Source organism: Gordonia polyisoprenivorans (assembly GCF_017654315.1).
Taxonomy (GTDB): domain Bacteria; phylum Actinomycetota; class Actinomycetes; order Mycobacteriales; family Mycobacteriaceae; genus Gordonia; species Gordonia polyisoprenivorans_A.
This window is the reverse complement of sequence record NZ_CP072203.1, coordinates 5,939,367-5,959,577: the sequence shown is the minus strand read 5'-3', so window position 1 is coordinate 5,959,577 and position 20,211 is coordinate 5,939,367. Positions and strand designations below refer to the sequence as shown.

At 66.1% G+C, this 20,211-nt stretch carries 15 protein-coding genes; 8 read left to right on the top strand and 7 right to left on the bottom strand.

Translation table 11 applies throughout. The features are described from left to right. Positions 1-82: 82 nt before the first annotated feature. The 6 genes from J6U32_RS26780 to J6U32_RS26755 are packed head-to-tail and all read right to left on the bottom strand — an operon-like array spanning position 83 to position 8,938. Positions 83-2,083 carry an acetoacetate--CoA ligase gene (locus tag J6U32_RS26780; RefSeq protein WP_208792930.1) on the bottom strand — a complete coding sequence of 667 codons (2,001 nt, stop codon included), beginning with the start codon at positions 2,081-2,083 and terminating at the stop codon, positions 83-85. 58 nt (positions 2,084-2,141) lie between these two features. After that, positions 2,142-3,056, bottom strand: a complete 915-nt coding sequence (locus J6U32_RS26775) for an MBL fold metallo-hydrolase (RefSeq protein WP_208792929.1) — start codon at positions 3,054-3,056, stop codon at positions 2,142-2,144. Positions 3,057-3,098: 42 nt separating this feature from the next. Continuing rightward, positions 3,099-4,718, bottom strand: a complete 1,620-nt coding sequence (locus tag J6U32_RS26770; protein ID WP_208792928.1) for a class I adenylate-forming enzyme family protein — start codon at positions 4,716-4,718, stop codon at positions 3,099-3,101. Further along, entirely contained in the window at positions 4,715-5,536 is an 822-nt protein-coding gene (locus J6U32_RS26765; RefSeq protein ID WP_208792927.1) for an enoyl-CoA hydratase/isomerase family protein, read from the bottom strand. The genes J6U32_RS26770 and J6U32_RS26765 overlap by 4 nt, the downstream gene beginning before the upstream one ends. Before the next feature lie 4 nt (positions 5,537-5,540). After that, entirely contained in the window at positions 5,541-7,700 is a 2,160-nt protein-coding gene (locus tag J6U32_RS26760; protein ID WP_208792926.1) for a 3-hydroxyacyl-CoA dehydrogenase NAD-binding domain-containing protein, read from the bottom strand. A 26-nt stretch (positions 7,701-7,726) separates the two neighbouring features. Next, positions 7,727-8,938, bottom strand: a complete 1,212-nt coding sequence (locus J6U32_RS26755; protein ID WP_208792925.1) for an acetyl-CoA C-acetyltransferase — start codon at positions 8,936-8,938, stop codon at positions 7,727-7,729. A 152-nt stretch (positions 8,939-9,090) separates the two neighbouring features. On the opposite strand from J6U32_RS26755, the gene J6U32_RS26750 reads away from it, so the two are divergent. Continuing rightward, the gene (locus tag J6U32_RS26750; protein WP_208792924.1) at positions 9,091-10,305 is read left to right on the top strand and encodes a TetR/AcrR family transcriptional regulator; all 1,215 of its coding nucleotides are present in this window, start codon (positions 9,091-9,093) and stop codon (positions 10,303-10,305) included. A 46-nt stretch (positions 10,306-10,351) separates the two neighbouring features. Here J6U32_RS26750 and J6U32_RS26745 read toward each other — a convergent pair whose 3' ends face one another. Continuing rightward, positions 10,352-11,905, bottom strand: a complete 1,554-nt coding sequence (locus J6U32_RS26745) for a phytoene desaturase family protein (RefSeq protein ID WP_208792923.1) — start codon at positions 11,903-11,905, stop codon at positions 10,352-10,354. Positions 11,906-12,106: 201 nt separating this feature from the next. On the opposite strand from J6U32_RS26745, the gene J6U32_RS26740 reads away from it, so the two are divergent. The 7 genes from J6U32_RS26740 to J6U32_RS26710 all read left to right on the top strand — a co-directional run bounded on the left by J6U32_RS26740 (position 12,107) and on the right by J6U32_RS26710 (position 20,162). Then, positions 12,107-12,958 carry an enoyl-CoA hydratase/isomerase family protein gene (locus J6U32_RS26740; RefSeq protein WP_208792922.1) on the top strand — a complete coding sequence of 284 codons (852 nt, stop codon included), beginning with the start codon at positions 12,107-12,109 and terminating at the stop codon, positions 12,956-12,958. Continuing rightward, a complete protein-coding gene (locus J6U32_RS26735; protein ID WP_208792921.1) occupies positions 12,955-13,920 on the top strand; it encodes a hydroxymethylglutaryl-CoA lyase in 966 nt (321 codons plus the stop codon). Before J6U32_RS26740 ends, J6U32_RS26735 begins: the two co-directional genes overlap by 4 nt. 57 nt (positions 13,921-13,977) lie before the next feature. Beyond that, positions 13,978-15,162 carry an acyl-CoA dehydrogenase family protein gene (locus J6U32_RS26730; RefSeq protein WP_244332417.1) on the top strand — a complete coding sequence of 395 codons (1,185 nt, stop codon included), beginning with the start codon at positions 13,978-13,980 and terminating at the stop codon, positions 15,160-15,162. A 67-nt stretch (positions 15,163-15,229) separates the two neighbouring features. Beyond that, the gene (locus J6U32_RS26725) at positions 15,230-16,390 is read left to right on the top strand and encodes an acyl-CoA dehydrogenase family protein (RefSeq protein ID WP_244332415.1); all 1,161 of its coding nucleotides are present in this window, start codon (positions 15,230-15,232) and stop codon (positions 16,388-16,390) included. Next, positions 16,390-17,511, top strand: coding sequence for a Zn-dependent alcohol dehydrogenase (locus J6U32_RS26720; RefSeq protein WP_208792920.1), 1,122 nt, complete (start codon positions 16,390-16,392; stop codon positions 17,509-17,511). Before J6U32_RS26725 ends, J6U32_RS26720 begins: the two co-directional genes overlap by 1 nt. Positions 17,512-17,608: 97 nt before the next feature. After that, the gene (locus J6U32_RS26715; RefSeq protein WP_208792919.1) at positions 17,609-19,162 is read left to right on the top strand and encodes a phytoene desaturase family protein; all 1,554 of its coding nucleotides are present in this window, start codon (positions 17,609-17,611) and stop codon (positions 19,160-19,162) included. Position 19,163: 1 nt separating this feature from the next. Then, positions 19,164-20,162, top strand: a complete 999-nt coding sequence (locus J6U32_RS26710) for a zinc-binding dehydrogenase (RefSeq protein WP_208792918.1) — start codon at positions 19,164-19,166, stop codon at positions 20,160-20,162. Positions 20,163-20,211: the final 49 nt, after the last annotated feature.

Sequence of the window (20,211 nt, the reverse complement as noted above, 5' to 3'; positions counted from 1 at the left end):
TATGTGATTCTCGCAGAGAGGTTCTGAGGAATTGAATCCGGCAGGAGAAATTGCCTGGGTGTCTTCGAAAGCTTGGGTCGCATCATTGCCGGCACGCTGCCACCACACTGTCGATGGCGTCGGGATTGCGCAGGCTCGATCGGCTCACCGCGTCGTCGACGGGAGTGCCGGCGAGGATGCGCTTGACCGGCACCTCGCACTTCTTGCCGTTGAGCGTGTGTGGCAGATCGTCGACGACGACGAACCGGTCGGGAACGTGGCGGGGCGAGAGCTGCGCCTTGATCTCGGCGCGAAGACGAGCCTCGATATCGGAGGCCGGCGGGCCCTCGAGTACCAGTAGACACAGCATCTCACCGGCGGTGTGCAGGGTGGCGGTGTCGACGACGAGGGAGTCGAGCACCTCGGCGAAACCCTCGACGACGGAGTAGATGTCGGCCGTGCCGATCCGAATGCCGCCCCGATTGAGGGTCGAATCGCTGCGGCCGTGGATGACGGCGGTGCCCCGGTCGGTGATCACCACCCAGTCACCGTGCCGCCAGACCCCGGGGAAATGATCGAAATATGTTGCGCGCAAACGCTTCTTGTCCGGTGAGTCATTCCACAGGGTGATCGGCATGGACGGCATCGGAGCGGTGACGACGAGTTCACCGACCTCGCCGATGACCGGGCGGCCGTCGACATCGAAGGAGCTGACCGCGGCCCCCAGTGCCGCGCAGGAGATTTCGCCGATCCACACCGGAACGGTCGGAGCGCCACCGAGAAAGGCCGAACACACATCGGTGCCGCCGGAGGAACTGACCACCGGTAGATCGGCGCCGACCGCGTCGGCCACCCATCGGAAGCCGTCGGGCGACAACGGCGACCCGGTCGCGGCGACCATCGTCAGCGAGCTCAGATCGTGGGAACGGCCCGGGTTGAGACCACGCTTGGCGCAGGAGTGCAGGTACGCCGCGGAGACCCCGAACACCGACACCCGATGACGGGCCGCCAGCGCCCACAGCGTATCGAGGTCGGGATATCCGGGATTGCCGTCGAACAGCACCACCTCGGCGCCGACGAGCAGGCCCGAGACCACGAGGTTCCACATCATCCACCCGGTCGTGGTGAACCAGAACAGCCGGTCGCCGCCGTCGAGTCCGAACTGAAGGTGCAGAGCCTTCTTGTGTTCCAGCACGATTCCGCCGTGGCTGTGCACGATGCCCTTGGGGATGCCGGTGGTTCCCGAGGAGTACAGGATCCAGAGCGGGTGACTGAAGGGCACCGGCTCGAAAATGGGCTCGGCGTCGCGATCGGCGGTGACGATGTTGTCCCACGCGACGACCGGGGTGGTATCGGATCGGACGAGGGTCGTCCCGGAGGTGTCGTCGTAGGCAATGTGAACCGCACCCACCAACGAATCGATGGACCCGATGATCTCCGCCACCACCGAGGTGACATCGAAACGCGTACCGCCGTAGGAGTATCCATCGACGGCGAAGAGCACCTTGGGTTCGATCTGCGTGAATCGGTCGATGACCGCCTTCGCGCCGAAATCCGGTGAGCAACAAGACCAGATGGCCCCCAGTCCTGCGGTCGCCAAGAACGCGACGACGGTCTCGACGATGTTGGGTGCCAGTGCGGCCACCACGTCGCCCTTGCCGACGCCGGCGTCGATCAGGTGACGCTGGACGAGCGCAACCCGGCGGGCGAGTTCGGCGCAGGACACCGAATGATCCGTGCCGTCCTCGCGAACCGCGGTGATCGCGATCGACGACGCCGCGTCGGTACGGGCGGCGGCCAACGCGTGCTCGGCGTAGTTGATTGTGGCGCCGGGAAACCACTCGACGTCGGGCATCGCCTCGCCCACGAGGATTTCCCGCGGCCGATCGTGGAAGACGATGCCGCTGTACTCGGCGAACGCGGCCCAGAACTCGGCCGGCTCGGTCACCGACCAGGTGTGCAACTCGGCGTAGGCGTTGAGCTCGAGACCGCGGTGCTCGCGCAGCCAGGTGGTGAAGGTGTCGATGGTGGTGGGGGCGCCCGACGGCTGCCACAGCATGTCGGGGACACCGGATTGCCCTGCGGGGGGCGCGGTCTCGGTCATCGTGGGTCCTTCTCAGGAATGTACCGGGGCATGGATGTGCCGGTGCGGCATCGACACGTTATGTGCGGCAATAGAAGCCGTGCTCATCGCAGACGATCTCGCCGGCTTCCATGAGTTGTTCGAGGTGTTGTTCGGCCGTGCGGCGTTCGACGGCGTCGACGTAGGGAGAGTGAACATGCGGCCGGTAGACCAGGCGGTGCTCGACGATGTCGGCGAGGGTGTGTGGCTCGCCGAGAAAATTCAGCAGCTTGTCGGTGCGCTCGGCGATGACCGAGGCGTAGATCCCCGCCCGCCGGACGAACTCCTCATGTCCGGTCACCGTGCCCTTCTGGTGGAAGGTGCCGTACCACCGGCTCTCGATCGCCGCGGCCGCGGCGATGGACTTCTGGAAATCGGTGAGGCTGCTGCCGATATCCCCGTAGTAGGGACCGAATCCGGTGAGATCGATGTCGCCGACGTAGAAGTATCCGTCCGGCTCGACGAGCAAGCCGCAGTGTCCGGCTGTGTGTCCGGGTAGATGAATCACGGTTGCCCGCACCGCACCGCCGAGGTCGAAGACATGACCGTCAAGCACGTCGGTGACTTCGGAGCGGTCACCGAGGGCGAAGGTCTCGGTCAGCTCCCGTTCGAACTCCGCGCGCACCTGCGGGTCGAGCCCATAGCCGTCGAGCATCGTCGCCGCCGATCGGACCGCCGGCGCGTCGAGGCGATGAGCGGCGACATCGGTATCGGGAAAATGGCGGAGGCCGGCGAGATGATCCTCGTGTGCATGGCTGGCGAAGACGACGTCAGCACCCACCGGATCGTCCTGCAAGGCGAGGGACGGGTCCACCAGTAGTGTGCCGTTGGCACCGTGGACCGTCATCGAGTTGCCGTAAGGGTAGGTTCCGCCGTTGGCGGCGACATGTACCGTCACCCGGCCGAACGCCCGCGTCTGCTCTTCCCCTCGTGCGGGATCAGCGCTGCGTGTCATCGACAGTCACCTCCTTGATCGTCTCGCACACCGTTCGCACGGTCACGAGAGCGTGACAGTGTGCTCGCGCTGGCTGCGCAGGACGTGTTTCTGAATTTTGCCCGACGCGGTCGTGGGGATCTCCGGAACGAAGTGCCATTCGGTCGGGATCTTGGCTCGCGCCACATCTTGGGACTCCATGAACTGACGCAACTCGGAATCGGTGTAGATCTGATCCCCTCGGAGCTCGACGAACGCACAAACGGTCTCGCCAAGACGCTCGTGCGGTACGCCGACGACCGCGGCCTTGGCGACCGCGGGGTGACGGTGGATGACGTTCTCGATGTCGGCCGCCGAGAACTTCTCGCCACCCCGATTGATGATGTCCTTGGTGCGTCCGGTCACCCGCATCCAGTTGTCGGAGGTGATCAGCCCGATGTCGCCGGTGTCGAACCAGCCTTCGTCGTCGAATTGCGTGCTGTTGGCCGCGTCGTCGGTGTACCCCGAGAGAATCTGCGTTCCCCGGACGGTGATCCGGCCCTCGGTCTCGGGGGGTAGTTCCATACCGGCGTCGTCGATGATGCGTGCCCGGGCATTTGCGGCGAGCAAGCCGTCCCACCGGGACCGGCGCTCGACCGTAGCGTCCTTGGGGGCCAGGGCGATCACCCCCGCGGCCTCGGTCATCCCGTAGGTGCGCGCCGCCCACATCCCCAACGCGTCGGCCCGTCCGATGAGGTCCGGGTCGGTGTTGGCGCCCCCGCTGACGAAATGCTGGAGCACATGCAGGCTGTCGCTGCTGTGCGCTTCGTAGTATTCGACCAGATCCTTGAGGAACACCGCCGCACCCAGCGACCAAGTCACTTTCTGACGGTCAATGACCGCGACGGCCTCCTCGACATTCCATTTGGGCAGCACGACGGCACGCGCGCCGCAGGTGAGTGGGACGATGCACGAGGCCAGCAGTCCCGCGATGTGGGCGACCGGCGCGAGCGCGAGGCCGACGTGCTCTTTGTCGACGCCGAGGCGGTCATAAAACTGCCGCCCGCCCAAGATCACCGCCGTCGAGCTCAATTTCACGCCCTTGGGTGCCGACGTCGAGCCCGAGGTGTAGAGGCGCAGACACTCCGCGCTGGGGTCCGAGGCGAACAGGGCGGAGTCCGCGCCGCCGGCTTTGGTGTCGGCGGCGGCATCGACCGTTGGCAGTACGCGCCACGAGTGGTCGTGGCGGTCGGACTCGTCGACGATGAACTTGATCGCCGGCGCGATGCCGGTTCCGTTCAGGCAGGCGTCGATCTCGGCGGGCAGGTCGCGATCGGCGAGTGTCGGGGCGGTGAAGACAGCGTTCGGTCGCAGGTCGGAGACGATCTCTCGGAGTTCGTGGCGCCGATAGATCGCGACCACGGGTGCCGCGATGGCGCCGATTCGCCACGCGGCCAGCGTTGCGGCCAGTACTTCTAGGCGGTTGACCATGAAGATCATGACCCGGTCGCCGGGGGTCACCCCTGCAGCGATCATCTCCGCGGCGATCACGTCGGTCCAGTGATGGGCCTGGGCGAAGGTGATGGCGGAGTCGCCGAGGCGTACGAATTCGCGGTCACCCCACTGCGTTGCGGCTGCTGCGGAGAGTTCGCCTGCGCGCGTCGGTGTCGAGGGCAATCCTGTCGAGGGCAATCCTGATGTCATCGGGGATCCTTGGGAGTGGGTGTCGTTGCCGACCGGGTGGGTGGTGGAGAGGTGAATTCGGGGAATCGGGAGACCGAGACGAACGCTTCGAGACTCAGGCCCATCTCGAGGTCGCGGTCGAGTGCACGCCGGATGTCGCGTTGGAGGAGGCGGCGGGTGTGCCGCATGACGAGTGGATCGACTCGGGTCAGTTGTGTCGCGAGGTCGGTGGCGCGGTCGGCGAGTGCGTCCTCGGGCACGACCTCACCGACAATGCCGAGTCCCAATGCCTGCTCTGCACCGATCTGCTGACCGGTGAGCAGGAAGTGCTTGGCGCGGACCGGACCCAACACCAGTGGCCATAACACCTGAACCCCGTCGCCGGGGACGAGATTGCCGGGGATGTGCGCGAGATCTTGGAAGTAGGTGTTCGGGGTGCACAGCACCACATCGCACATCAGCGCCAGCTCGGCGTGCCCGGTGACCGGCCCGTTGATCGCCGCCACCACCGGAATCGGGAGGTCGAGAAGTGCGGTGAGCATGGCGGTGGCCTCGCCGAGACCCCGATCCCAGTCCGAGGGCTTCACCCGGCCGCTCGTGTAGACCTCGCCGTACCCCTCGGGCGTGCGGACGAAGGCGTCGCCGGTCCCGGTGAGGATCACCACCCGGTTGGCGGTGTCGGTGGCGATCGCGGTGAGCAGCCGCGGGAACTCTCGGTGCGCTACTGCGGTCCACGTCAATGGGCCGTCCCGGTAGTGCAGTGCGACGGTGAGCACCCCGGCATCGTCGCGGCGCAGGCGCGCGGTCTTGAAGGAATCCGCGTATTCGTCGAAATCCATATGATCAGCCGCCGATCAGCTCGACCGTGCCCTCATGGGGAGTCGGTGGGACGAAGCGGGGTCCGTGGATCTGCGATAGTTCCCTCGCCCGCTCCTCGAAGGCGGCGGGGCCGCCGTCGTAGCTGTCGATGAAGCGCAGGACTCCGCCGGTCCACCGCGGGAACCCGATGCCCACCAGTGAGGCCACATTGCCCTCTGCGGCGCTACGCAGCACCCCCTCGGTCTGGCAGCGCCTCGCCTCGATGACCTCGGCGAACAGCAGGCGCTCCTGGAGGTCGGCCAGCGGTGTGCCCGGCGTGGAACCGAATGCCGACCCCAATCCGGGCCACAGGCCGACGCGTCTACCGGTGTCGTCGTAGTCGTAGAACCCGCCGCCCGCCGCCCGACCGTGTCGCGAGTGGGTGTCGATCATCGAGTCGATGACCGCCATCGACGGCGGTGGGGTCGGATCCTCGCCCGCCGCCCGCCGCGCCCGCAGCGTCTCGTCCCGGATGGTCCGGGTCAGGGTCAGTGAGATCTCGTCGACGAGCGCCAACGGGCCGACGGGGTAGCCCAACTGGGTGGCCGCCTGTTCGACCGACGCCGCCGGAATGCCTTCGCCGACCATCGCCACCGCCTCGTCGACAAATGCGGTGATGACCCTGCTGGTGAAGAAGCCGCGGCTGTCGTTGACCACCACCGGCAGCTTGCCGATCTGTCGCGCCAGGTCGATGGCGCGGGCCAGGGTGGCGTCGCTGGTCTGCTCGCCCACCACGATCTCGAGCAACTCCATCTTGTCGACCGGGGAGAAGAAGTGGGTGCCGATGAAGCGTGACGGATCGGGCACGCTTGCGGCGAGGTCGGTGATCGGGATGGTCGAGGTGTTGGACGCGATCACCGCGTCGGCCGCGAGATGGTCGGTCAGGCTCGCCAGCACCCGCTGCTTGACCGCCGGATCCTCGAAGACGGCCTCGATCAGGACGTCGGCTCCGGCTGCGTCGGCGGGGTCGGCGGTGGGCCGGATGGCATCGAGATAGGTCGTGCGATCTTCGGGTGCCAGCTTCCCGCTGTCGACGCGACGATCGAAGACCTTGCGGCTGTAGTCTTTTCCGCGCTCGGCCGTGGTGAGGTCTACGTCGTAGAGGACGACGTCGGTGTCTGCCTGCGCGCAGACGAGCGCGATGCCCGCGCCCATCATGCCGGCACCGGCGACGACGATGCGCGTGGCGCGTCGCTCCGGATAGCCGGTGGGGCGGTTCGCGCCGGCCAGGATCGATCTGCGGTCGAAGAATTCCGCAGCGATCAGATTCGATGACTCGGTGCCCGCTGCGAGTTCGGCGAAGTATCGGGATTCGATGGCCAGTGCGGTGTCGATGTCGACCCGGCTTCCCTCGACGCACGCGGCGATGATGTTGCGAGTCGCCGGGGACAACGGGCCGCGGGATTGTTTGCGCAGGACGGCGGGCAGGGCGGAGATCGCTCCGGCCAGTGCCGGCGAATCCGATCCGGGAATCCGGTAGCCGGGCCGATCCCACGGTTGTGCGGCGTCGGGATGTTGCTCGATCCACGCCGTGGCCGCAGCGAGGAGATCGGCGGAGTCGTCGACGATCTCGTCGATCAGGCCCGCCGACAGCGCGGTGCGCGCATCGACGGCGCGGCCGGGTAGCAGGACGGAATCGAGTGCGGCGAGCAGTCCGATCAGCCGGGCTGTGCGCACCGTGCCGCCTCCGCCGGGCAGCAGGCCGAAGGTGATCTCGGGAAGCCCGACCCGTACGGGTCGGTCGCCGACGGTGATCCGATGGTGGCAGCTCAGTGCCAGCTCGAAGCCGCCACCGAGGGCGGTGCCGTTGAGCGCCGCCACCACGGGACGGCCCAGCGTCTCCAGGAGTCTGGTGTCTCGGTGGAATCGGCGGAGATCGGCCGTCGACGCCTCGATGTCGTCGGGGCCCCGGGTGGCGAGTGCGTCCAGATCACCGCCGGCGCAGAAGGTCTTCTTCGCCGAGGTGAGAATCACGCCGGAGATCTCGGTGCGGATCTCGACGAGGTGGTCGACGAGCGCCGAGAACTGATCGAGGAAGTCGGCGCTCATGGCGTTCACCGACTTGCCGGGAGTATCCATCGTGACGGTCACGATCCGATTCTGGTCGAGAGCCCAGTGGAACGACGGATGCTGGTGGGAGGACATGGGATTCGGACCTTTCTGGGGAGGCATCAGACGCGCTCGATCAAGGTGGCCACGCCCATCCCGGCGCCGATGCACAGGGTGATCACCGCGCGCCGGCCACCGGTGCGTTCGAGTTCGTCGAGTGCCGTGCCAACCAACATCCCGCCGGTGGCCCCGAGCGGGTGACCCATAGCAATGGCGCCGCCGTTGACGTTGATCTTGTCCAGCGAGATGCCGAGTTCCTTGCCGTACATCAGCGGAATCGACGCGAACGCCTCATTCACCTCGAACAGATCGATGTCATCGACGGTGAGACCGGCTGTCGCCAAGAGCTTCCGGGTGGCCGGGATCGGTCCGGTCAGCATGATGGTCTGGTCGGCACCGGAGGTCGCGGTGGCCACTATTCGTGCGCGGGGGCGCAGGCCCAACGTGGTTCCGATGCGCTTGTTGCCGACGAGCACCACCGAGGCGCCGTCGACGATGCCCGAGGAGTTGCCGGCGTGGTGGACGTGGTCGATGCGCTCGATCCAGTGGTACTTCTGCAATGCCACCGCATCGAATCCCGTCTCGCCCATCGGGCCGAACGGGCTCGGCAGTGTGCCCAGTGAGTCCAGGGTCGTGGTCGGACGCATGTGTTCGTCCTGGTCGAGGATCATCGTGCCGTTGCGATCACGCACGGGCACAACCGAAGTTGAGAAGTATTCATTATCCCACGCGTGTGCGGCTCGTCGTTGGGACTCCACGGCATAGGCGTCGACCGTCTCCCGGTCGAATCCCTCGAGGGTGGCGATGAGGTCGGCGGCGACCCCCTGCGGGATGAAGGAGGTGTCGTGATTGGTCTCCGGGTCGTTGACCCAGGCGCCGCCGTCGGTGCCCAGTGGCACTCGGGACATCGACTCCACGCCACCGGCGACCACGAGCTGATCCCATCCCGACCGCACCTTTTGGGCGGCGATGTTCACCGATTCGAGGCCCGACCCGCAATAGCGATTGATCTGCAAGCCGCCGACGTGCGGTGGCCAATTCGCCATCATCGCAGCAGTTTTGGGAAGAACGGCGCCTTGATCACCGATCGGGGTCACGATACCCAGAACGATGTCGTCGACGGCCGCCGGGTCGAAGTGCGGATGCCGAACGGTAAGTTCGCGAAGAAGATTTGCGGCGAGTGTCACCGGTTTGACGCCGTAGAGCGCTCCGGTGGGTCTGCCCTTACCCCGTGGGGTTCGGAGTGCGTCGAATACGTAAGCATCTGAAGACATCTGCGTCCTTGGCTCTGAATGGGTCCTTGGCTCGAGAACGGCCTTGGCACCGAGACTATTCTAGTGAATATTCACTAGTCAACTGTTCGCTGAGCATCCGGGCAGATATCATCGACCGGGTAACCGAACGGTGAACGCGGATGAGAGGTGACATGTCGGCGCAGCAGAGTAGGGCCGAGGTGCGTTCGGCTCGGCTACCCGCGACGCAACGACGAATCCAGCTGGCCAATGTCGCGGCCCGCAACTTCCACGAACTCGGCTATCATCGGGTGTCGCTGGCCGCGCTGGCCACCGAGGTGGGGCTCACCGCCCCCGCGGTGTACCGGCATTTCCGCAACAAGCAGGCGCTTCTGGCCGCGGCGATCGCCAGCGGCCTCGACCTCGTCGAGGACGCTCTGCTGCGGACAGTGGGCGGCTCGCTGGAGGATCTGGTGGGTGCAGTCACCGACGCGGGATTGACGCGACCCGATCTGTGGGTGCTCCTTCAACGTGAGTCGCGGTTTCTCGAACCCGATCTGCGAGTGGAGATCTCGTCTCAGTTCGCCCGGATCATCGAGAGCTTCGTGCGGAGGCTTCGCAAGGAGCGCACCGACCTTTCCGATGCTGACGCGCATTTCCTCGTTGCCGCCGCCACCGCGGTGATGTCGAGCCCAGCTGAGCTCTCTTCCTCGCCCGGCCGGGCGGAGTACCGCCGGGAATTGGTGTCCTCGGCCTTGGCCTGCCTGCGATTCGATCTCGCGGCGCACCCCGAGGGCGTCGACGCGGTTGCCGTCGCTGCCGGCGCGGCCGACTCGCGGCGGGAGGAGATCGTCGCGGCGGCCACCGATCTGTTCTTCACCCGCGGATACGACGCGGTGAGCCTCGACGACATCGGCGGCGTCCTCGGAATGGCCGGTCCGAGCCTGCTGCACTATTTCCAGGGCAAGCAGCAGATCTTGCAGGCACCGTTCGACCGGGCAACCGAGGAGATGCACCGCTGGCACCGCGAGTTCGTCCAGGCGGATCCGCCGCTGACGCTGAGGGGCCAGGTGTCGGCATACGTGGCGTTCGCACTTGCCCATCGCACGCTGGTGGGGGTGTATGTGTCCGACGTGATTCATCTGCCCGACGATGCCCTGGACAGTACGCGTGTGGCGCTGCGCGAACTGATGTCGGACTGGGTGACAACCCTTTCTGCGGCCGAGGACTCACTCACCACCCCGGCCGCGCGTGCGAGAGTCGCCGCGGCGCTGGTGGTGATCAACGATCTGGTTCGCCTGGGCCACTATCACGAGCGTCCGGGCGTGGCGTCGGAGATCACCGGATTGGCGCTGGCGGTGCTGGAGCACGACGCCACCGGTCCACGGCGAGCATCCGGCGTGCGGTGAGTCGGGGCCGCACCGAGATGCGCCCCCGACCCATATCGCAACCGTCTCAGTGGGCCGGGGCGATCTGCTCCAAGGCTGGTGTCATCTCACGCTGGAATGCGGGCAGCACCTCGCCGAGGTAGTCCTTGCCGGTGATCTCCGAGGTGCACAGCAGCGCTCCGTAGGCGACGCCGTCCATGAAGCCTCCGTAGTTCTTGACCGAGTCGCCGACGAAGAACAAGCCTTCCACGCCCGGGCATTTCGGATCGAGCATCGAGTCCCAGGCCTGTTCGGGTGTCGGCGCCACCGAGACGACCATGTCGAAGGCGGGGTACAGCGCCCACTCGAGCGCTTCGTCGAAGCCGGGATGCGCGGTGGAGAAGAAGGTGCGAATGGCTTCCTTGGCCAGGTCGATCTTGCCCGAGGCCCGCAGCTCGGCGAGCTGCTCGGTGTCCACGCCCACCCAGCATTCGATGATCTCCTTGCCCGAGGGTGCCTTTCCCTCGACGAACAGCGAATGTGCCTCGTATCCGAGAACGATTCCGTCCGGGTAGGCCGGATCGTCGATCGGGATGTGGGTCATGAGCATTCCCGGGATGTCGATGACCGACCTCGACAACCCGAAGATCGGCACGAACGCGCCACTCGAGCGCAGGCCTTTGACGTGGTCGGCGAAGTCCGTTGGTACCGCGGCCGACGGCAGCAGCCGATCGAGGGTGAGTGGGATCGGGACGTTGGACACCACGATGTCGGCGCGGATCGTGCGAGGTTGCCCGCCGGGGAGTTCGACGCCGACCGCCCTGCCGCCCTCGACCAGGATCGACCCGACCGTCTGCCCGGTTCGGACCTCGCCACCGCCGGCGGTGATGATTCCGGCGAGGTTGCCCGCCATCTCCATGAAGCTGTCGCCGCCCATCTGTCCGAGCGTGCCGTCCGCGAAGTGTAGGCCGGCGGCCATGGGCATCCGGGTGATCAGCATGAACTCTCCCGCCGACAACTCGCGGGCGGAGTTCATCCCGACGGTGAAGGCGCCGAGGATGTTGAAGAATTCGATCACCGTCGGTTCCGACGAGCGTGCCTCGACGAACTCTTTCAAGGAGTCGCGGTAGTAGCTGCGCACCTCTTCGATCGGCATGGTCAGCATCTCCCGCAGGATGCGGCGCATGGCGGCGTATTCGTCGTCGTCGAACCAGGGAAAGCTCCCGCGCTGCAAGGTGTGTAGCTCGCCGCCGCTCCAGAATCCGCATGCCTTGAGCGGCACCACTTCCACCGGCACACCGAGTGCTTCGAGAATGTGACACATCCGCGAGTGGGCGCCGTTGACGATGTCGTGCATGCCGAGCTCGAAGGAGAATCCCGACAGCAGTCCCCGCTCGATCATCTCCTCCAGTGGCGGTTGCGCGTCAACCAGCCAGCCGGTGGAGGCCCGCAGCGGACCGAGGTAGTCCTCCGGTGTGCGGATCTCGTCGCCTCGATAGTGGTGGATGCGTCCGCCGATCCCGTTCTCGCGCTCGAGGACGAGCACTCGCTTGCCCTCCTTCTGGGCGAGCAGTGCCGCGACACTGAGGCCGCCCAGTCCCGCGCCGATAACGATGGCGTCAAATGTTTCCGAATCAGTCATGCTTCACGGTCCGATCTTGGGGTGTGCAGGGGGTGGAGGGCAGTGATCCCTCGAATGAGCGGTACTCCTTCGTACCATAAGTGAATACTCACTAGATCTTCAAGAACTGGCGCTCTTCAGATGGAAGGGTTGGTCAACAAGGCAGTTCGGATGCGATAGGACTTGTCTAGTGAATACTCACTAGGTTAACGTGAGGGCCACATGACGAGCTTCGAGGAGGTCTCGGTGACGGACGAACTGGCCGAGCCCGGTCTGGGTGATCGGGGTGTGGGTGATGTGTGCTACCGCCGCGACGGGCATGTGGCGACGCTGACGATCGATCGGCCACAACGGCGCAATGCCATGAGTTTCGAGACTCTCGCGGGCCTGCGCGACGGGGTTCTGCGCGCCAAGGCCGATCGCGAGGTGCGGGTGCTCGTGCTGACCGGCAGCGGCGACAAGGCATTCTGCTCGGGAGCCGATCTCGGAGGCCTGCGTGGACAGGACGTGGATCCCGAAGTGGCGCATGCCGGTCGGGGTCACCTGGCCGAGCTGTTCACCACCCTGTGGGGCGCTGGGATTCCCACCATCGCCAAAGTCCGTGGCTACGCGCTGGCCGGCGGGTTCGGCCTGGCGATGTCGTGCGACATCGTCATCGCCTCCGACGATGCCACCTTCGGCGCCCCGGAAGTGGCAATCGGCTTGTGGCCGTACATGATCACCGTGCCGTTGACCAGGTCGATGCCGCCGAAGATCGCCCTCGAACTGATGATGACCGGGCGGCGCGTCCCCGCAGACGAGGCCGCCCGGCTGGGCTTCGTCAACACCGTGGTACGCGCCGGCGACCTCGATCGCACCGTCGAGGAGATGGCGGCATTGCTCGCCAGCCGGTCTCCCTCGGCGATTCGCCTGGGGCGCAGCAGCTTCTATCAGACACTCGGCGCCCCGGCGGAATCGGCGTTGCCGCTGCTGCACGCCACGCTGAGCGTGGCCACCACGACCGACGATGCCGCCGAAGGGGTCGCCGCCTTCGCCGAGAAGCGGGAACCGGTCTGGGGACGGCGGCAGTCGTGAGTCCACGCCAGGTGGCCTACTGCGAGTGCTGGCCGCGAGACGGATTGCAGTCGTGGCCGGAGGTCATTTCCACATCCGACAAGATCGCCGTGCTCGAGGCAGTCGTCGACGCCGGCGTCGACGAGATCGATGCGACCTCGCTGGTGCCCGCCCGCTATGCCCCGCAGTTCGCCGACGCCCGGGAGATCCTGGAGTTCCTGCGTGACAAGGATGTTCGGACTCGCGTCCTCACTCCGAACGTACGCGGCGTCGAACGCGCCATCGCGCTGCGCGACGAACTGGGCGGTGGCATCACGGCCATCGGATTCCCCATCTCCGCGTCCGAGGCGCACAACATCGCCAACCTCAAGAAGGATCACCGCGAGCAGTTCGCACAGATCGAGCAGATGATCGACCTCGCCCGCCGGGCCGGGTTGCAGACGGTGACCGCGGTCGCCACCGCCTATGGTTGCCCGATTGTGGGCGAGGTCGGCGAGGACGCCGTGTTCTCCATCGCGCGCCGGCTGGTGTCCCTGGGCGTCGATCGACTGATGCTCAGCGATACCACCGGCGTCGCCGACCCGATCCGGGTCGGCGCGTATACCCGCAGGGCACGCGAGGAGTTCACCGATGTCGGGTTGATCGCCCATTTCCACGACACGCGTGGCACCGGGATCGCCAACACCTGGGCGGCGGTGGCGGCCGGGGCCCACTGCGTCGATGCCTGCCTGGGCGGCATCGGCGGTGAGCCGTCCACGGTGGACCAAAACCACGTCGGTGAGACCGGCAACATCGCCGGCGAGGACATCGTCGTGCTGCTCGAGCGGGCGGGGGTGGCCACCGGCGTGGACATCGACGCCTTCATCGCTGCCGGGCACGTCGCCGAGACCGTACAGGCTCGTCCTGGCCGAAGTCTGGTGCAGCGCACCGGATCAGGGATTGGTGTCCCCCGGCTCGCGTCGGCGTCGGACACCCACGCGTGATCTCACCCGACCATTCGGGCCTGACGACTATTCCTGCATGACAAGGAGACCCAACAGATGACCAACTCAGCACCACCGGTGGTGGGCGATCTCAGCGAGTTCGCCCTCGACATCCGATCCGCTGTCGACGCCGGGATGAGCAAGTTCGGGCTGGACTACTGGCGCGAGATCGACAAGCAGGCAGAGTTCCCCCACGAGTTCTTCGATTTCGCCGCCGCACAGGGCTGGCTCGGACTGGCCATGCCGTCCCAGTACGGCGGAGCGGGGATGGGCATCTCCGAAGCCGTGGTGATGATGGAGGCGATTGCGCGCGGTGGTGGCCTGAGTGCGGCCAGTGCGGTGCACATGAACGTCTTCGGCACCAACGTGGTGGTCAAGCATGGCTCGGAGGAGATGAAAGCCCGCGACCTGCCCGCCATCGTCGACGGCCGGATGAAGGTCGCCTTCGGTGTCAGCGAGCCGGACTCGGGTCTGGACACCACGAGCCTGCGCACGCGCGCCGTCCGCGACGGCGAGAACTGGCGAATCAACGGTCGCAAGGTGTGGATCAGTACCGCCCAGGTCGCCCAGAAGATCCTGCTGCTCACCAGGACTCGCGACGCCGAGCCGGACGAACCCAAGGATGCCGGACTCACCCTGTTCTTCACCGACCTCGACCGATCCCACATCGAGGTCAAGGAGATCGAGAAGCTCGGTCGTGCGGCAGTGGACTCCAACGAGTTGTTCATCGACGACCTTGTTGTTCCCGACACCGACCGAGTCGGACCGGAGGGGCGCGGCTTCCGGCTGCTGCTCGACGGACTCAATCCCGAGCGGCTGCTCGTCTCCGCCGAAGCCCTCGGTATCGGTCGTGCCGCATTGCACCTGGCGGTCGACTATGCCAAGGAACGCAAGGTTTTCGGGCGTCCGATCGGACAGAACCAGGGTGTCGCCTTTCCGCTCGCCGACAGCTTTGCGCGACTGGAGGCCACCTGGTTGATGGTGCTGCGAGGCGCGGCGCTCTACGACCAGGGGCGCGAGTGTGGAGCCGAGGCCAACGTGGCCAAACTGCTCGCCGGCGAAGCGGGATTCCAGGCCGCCGACCGCGCCATGCAGGTTCTCGGCGGCTACAGCTACGCCAAGGAGTACCACATCGAGCGGCTCTGGCGAGAGGTCAAGCTGACCAACATCGCCCCGGTCAGCCCCGAACTCATCAAGTGCTACATCGCCGAGAAGAAGCTCGGTCTACCCAAGTCGTACTGAGGAAACCCCTCCCCGCGGGTCGACGCACTGTGCCGGGGAATGGTTTTCGGCAAGATCAAGAGAGGTAATGATGGACTTCACCCTGTCCGACACCGACCAGGCATGGCGCGAAAACGCTCGTGAGTGGGTCGAGAAGTTCTGGCCCAAGGAGCGTGCGCGGGCGCTGGAGGCCAGTGACCAACTCTTTCCCCGAGAGCTGTGGAATGACCTGTCCGACGCCGGTTTCCACGGAATCGGGATACCCGAGGTGTACGGCGGGCAGGGCGGCACCATCATCACCCAGGCCATCGGGGCGCGGGAAATGGCGCGCAACCTCGGCGGACTTGTCGCCACCTGGCTGGCTCCCGCCATCGGCGGCACGATGACCCTGCTCGCCGCCGGGTCGGAGGAACAGAAGAACACCCTGCTGCCGCAGATGGCCAAGGGACAGATCATCTTTGCCATCGCGGTCACCGAGCCGGGCGGCGGTACCGACATCCTCGGCGCCCTGCGCACCACGGCGCGTCTCGACGGCGGCGAGTGGGTGATCAATGGCCAGAAGGTCTGGTCCACGGGCGCCGGTGACGCCGACTACCTGGTGGTGCTGGCCGGCAACGTCACCGACAACGGAATCGCGGGCACCAATCTGATCCTCGTCCCCCGCACCACGCCCGGCATCGAGCTGCGCCACATCCCCAAGCTCGGGGTCCGGTCGCTGGCCTCCTACGAGGTGTTCCTCGACGACGTGCGGGTGCCCGCAGAGAACATCATCGGCCCGCGCGGCAAGGGATGGAAGGGAATGGTGGCCGGCCTCAACGCCGACAAGACGCTGCTGTCGTCCTGCGCGACCGGCGTTCTCGACGGAATCCTGGAGGACAGCCTGCGATACCTGCACGAGCGCGAGGCGTTCGGCCGCAGCATCGAACACTTCCAGTCGCTGCAGCACAAGGTGGTCGACATCGCATCGTGGCGTCACATCAGTGAACTCGTCTCGATGCACGCGGCCTGGTTGATGGCCCAGGGCAAGCCCGCTGCCAAGGAAGCGACGATGGCCAAGATGATCGCCTCGGAGTACGCCGTGTCGGCCGCCGACATCGGGTTGCAACTCCTCGGCGGCATGGGCTACTCGGCCGAGACCGACATGCAACGCTATTGGCGTGACGCACGGCTGTGGCGGATCGCACCGATCACCAGCGAGATGTCGCGCAACTTCATCGCCGAGAGCCTCGGAATGCCGAGGTCGTTCTGATGCAGACGCAGGCGGCGGTCCTGTGGGAGCGCGGTGCCGGGTGGAGCGTGGAAGACATCGAGCTGGCCGCACCGCTGCAGGGTGAGGTGCTCGTCCGGATCGAGGCCACCGGGCTCTGCCACTCCGATGCGGGACTCGACAAGGGCACGCTGCCGTCGGCTCTGCCGATCATCGGCGGGCATGAGGGCGCGGGCGTGGTCGAGGCGGTCGGTCCCGGCGTCACCAGGGTGGCCGTCGGCGATCACGTCGTCTTCTCCTCGGTGCCCTCCTGTGGCTTCTGCCCCTCCTGCGCCTCCGGATTCCAGAACCAGTGCGATCGCCTCGGCGTGATGGGTTCGGGTATGCAGTTGTTCGATCAACGCTCCCGACATGTCGCCCGTGGGCAGGATCTGGCACTGATGTGCTTGTTGGGGACCTTCGCCCGACACAGCGTCATCTCCGAGGCTCAGTGCGTACGCATTGACGACGACATCCCGCTCGATCGCGCCAGTCTGGTCAGCTGTGCGGTGATCACCGGATGGGGAGCGGTGACCCATGCCTCGGGCATCGAACCCGGCGACGACGTGCTGGTCGTCGGTGTGGGCGGGGTCGGCGTGAACGCTATCCAGGCGGCCCGGTTCGCCGGCGCTCGAAGGATCTTCGCGATCGATCCGTTGGCGAGCAAACGTGAACTGGCACTGTCGTTCGGGGCGACGCATGTGGCGGAGAACTTCGACACCGGCTACCCGATGGTCAAGGCGACGACCAACGGCCGGTTGTGTCAGCGGGTGATCGTCACGATGGACGTCGCCCGCGGTGACGCGCTGCAGCCGATCCTGCGGATGACGGGGCGTCGGGGCCGGATCGTCCTGTGCAGTCTCGCCGCTGCCGGTCCACAGCCGTTGCAGCTCAACCTGTTCGACCTGACGATGCGCGAGAAGCAGATCGTCGGATCGCTGTCGGGTTCGGCCAACCCGAACATCGAGATCCCGAAGCTGCTCGGCCTCTACCGCGACGGGCACCTCGACCTCGACTCGCAGATCAGCGCGCGCTACCCGCTGTCGGCGATCAACGAGGGCTTTGCGGATCTGCGCAACGGGGCGAATCTGCGCGGTGTCATCGCCTGTCAAGAACAGACCTGAGAAGCCTCCCACCAGTCATGCGCCCGATCGGATACGAGAAGTCGGGTCGCCCACCGAAAATACGTCGTCCACCGAAAATGCAAGGAGCATCAACGAAATGAGCAACTCTGAGGTCGCACCCGAGGTGATCGTGGTGGGGTCGGGACTCGGCGGCCTGATCTCGGCCGCGCTGCTGACCAAACTCGAGGGCAAACGTGTCGTCGTGCTCGAGCGCAACGCCGACATCGGCGGAAAGATCATGTCCTACGGGTATGCACACAACCCCGACATCACCGAGGACGAGTTCAAGACGAGTCTGGCCGCCTGCGGTCACTCCAAGATCGTCTACAGCGATCCCGACTTCTCCAGCATCGTCGACAAGCACCAGCTGTTCCGAAAGTGGATCGTCGACACCGGGTGGCACCAGATGTCACTCGGTCCACGAAATCGATTCTCCCAGTTGGCCACCGCTCTGGGAAAGAAGATCCCCGTCTCGCCGACGGTGGGATTCCTCTACTACGAGAACGGCGGCTTCCGGCAACTCAGCGACATCGTCGCCGACTGGCCCAAGGAATCGCAGCAGGAGCGCCGACGTGTTGCGCAGTACACCTCGCGCATCTCCAAAGAGGACTCACACGCCTACGACCACATCGACTATCAGGCATTCCTGGAGTCGGTGACCTCCGACCAACGGGTCATCGACTACTACGGGCTGATGGGTTGCTACTCGGCCGGTTTGAACGATCCGGCCACCGTGTCGGCGGGGGAGATCATCCGGGTCAACAACATGAACAACATGGCGGGCACGCACTTTCAGAAGGGTGGTGGCGGCGGGGTGGTCACCGGTGGGTTCAAGAACGCCGCCGACGTCTTCGCCGAGGTGATCGTGGAGAACGGTGGCGAGATCCGCACGAACAGTCCGGTCCGCGAGATCCTCGTGGAGAACAACGTGGCCGTCGGCGTGCGGTATCGCGACCCCGACGGTCAGGAACGGGAACTGCGTGCGCCGGTGGTCATCAACAACGTGCCGATCCGCCACCTGGGGCGGGTGCTACCCGACAAGTACTGGCCGCTGGACTTTCGCCAGCGGATCAAGACCCAGTTCCCGCTGGCGGGTCTGCTGGGATTCATCGGCCTGTCCGAACCGATCGAGACCGGCGACGGGAGGGCCGGCGACTTCAGCATCCGTCGTCTGCCCGGAACCGAGGACCTCGGTGTCATCGGCGGTGCCTCCATCTTCTCCTTCGAGCAGACCAGCGAGGCCGACCCGAGTCGTGCGCCGGAGGGCAAATGCCTGCTGAACACCTGGATTTCGCTCTACCCCGAGAATCCCTTCGGTCCGTCGGAGATCAACAACGACGAACTGATCGAGACCCTCATCGAGCGCATCTACGACTTCTTCCGCGCCCAGTACCCGCAGTGGGACGAGGTCTACGAGTGGGGCTATTTCACGCGCGCCAAGGATATGTACGGCATGTCGATCTCACCCGGACAACTCGGTGACCGCCGACTGCCGGTGAAACACCCCACCGTGGCTGGGCTGTTCCACGTCGGCGACACCACCGAACAGTGGGGTATCGCCACCGACGGTGTGGGTCACGGGGCAACGCTCACCGTCGGCGCCGTGACCGGCAAGGACTACACCCAGCTGTTGGCGCCCTGGGGTCGCTGAGGTGAAAGCGTTCGTGGTGCGGTCGGGACCGGGAGGACTCACCAGCCGGTGGGAAGACCTCCCCGATCCGGTCGCACCGGCACACGGGGTGGTGGTCGCGGTGGCGGCCGCGGCACTCGCGTGGAGCGATGTCCTGCAGATGCGCGGCGAGTACGCCGGGCAGCTGCCCGATCCGCCCTTCGTCGCCGGACACGAGTTCGCGGGCACGGTGGTCGAGGCCGGGGCGGGCTCTGAGTTCCGCACCGGCGAAAGGGTATTCGGCTTCCTTCCCGCTCCGGCTGCATTCGCCGACTACGTCCCGGTCGCCGATCACCACCTGCGGCGCACCCCGGCGACACTGACCGATATTCAGGCTGCGACCGTCACCACCTCGTTCGTGACCGCCGATCTCGGCCTCTTCGAGGTGGGGAGGCTGGTACCGGGCGAGTCGCTGCTGGTCAATGCCGCCGCCGGCGGGGTCGGTCGGTGTGCGGTGGAACTCGCGGTCCTCTCGGGTGTCGAGGTCATCGCGGCGACCGCGGGCAGCGAGGCACGTCGGCACAGCGTGATCGAGGCCGGGGTGAGCGCGGTGTCGGACTATGCGGGTATTTCGGACATGGTCGCCGAACTCACCGCCGGGGCTGGTGTCGACGTGGCGCTGGAATCGGTTGGCGGTGAGGTGTTCGACGCGACCGCGCGTGCCCTGGCCCCGCTCGGTCGGCTGGTCACCATCGGCGCCTCGTCGGGCGAGGCGCCCCAACGGCTGAAGCTACCCCTGCTCTGGCAGCGCTCGATCTCGGTGTGCGGGGTGCACATCGGCCGTCTGGCTCTCCAGCGTCCGGAGATCGTCGAGCGGTCCTGGATTCGGCTGCACGCGTTGCTCGATGCCGGGCGACTGACCCCGCCGGTCGCGGTTGTCCTGCCGGCCGACGACATCGGTGCGGGTATCGACGCGCTGCGCTCCCGAACCGTCGACGGGCGCGTGGTCCTCACGTTCGGTACCGGCGGCGAGCGGCCATGACTGCCGCAGGTTCGGCTCTCGTACAAGTCTTTTCAGCTCTCACCATTGC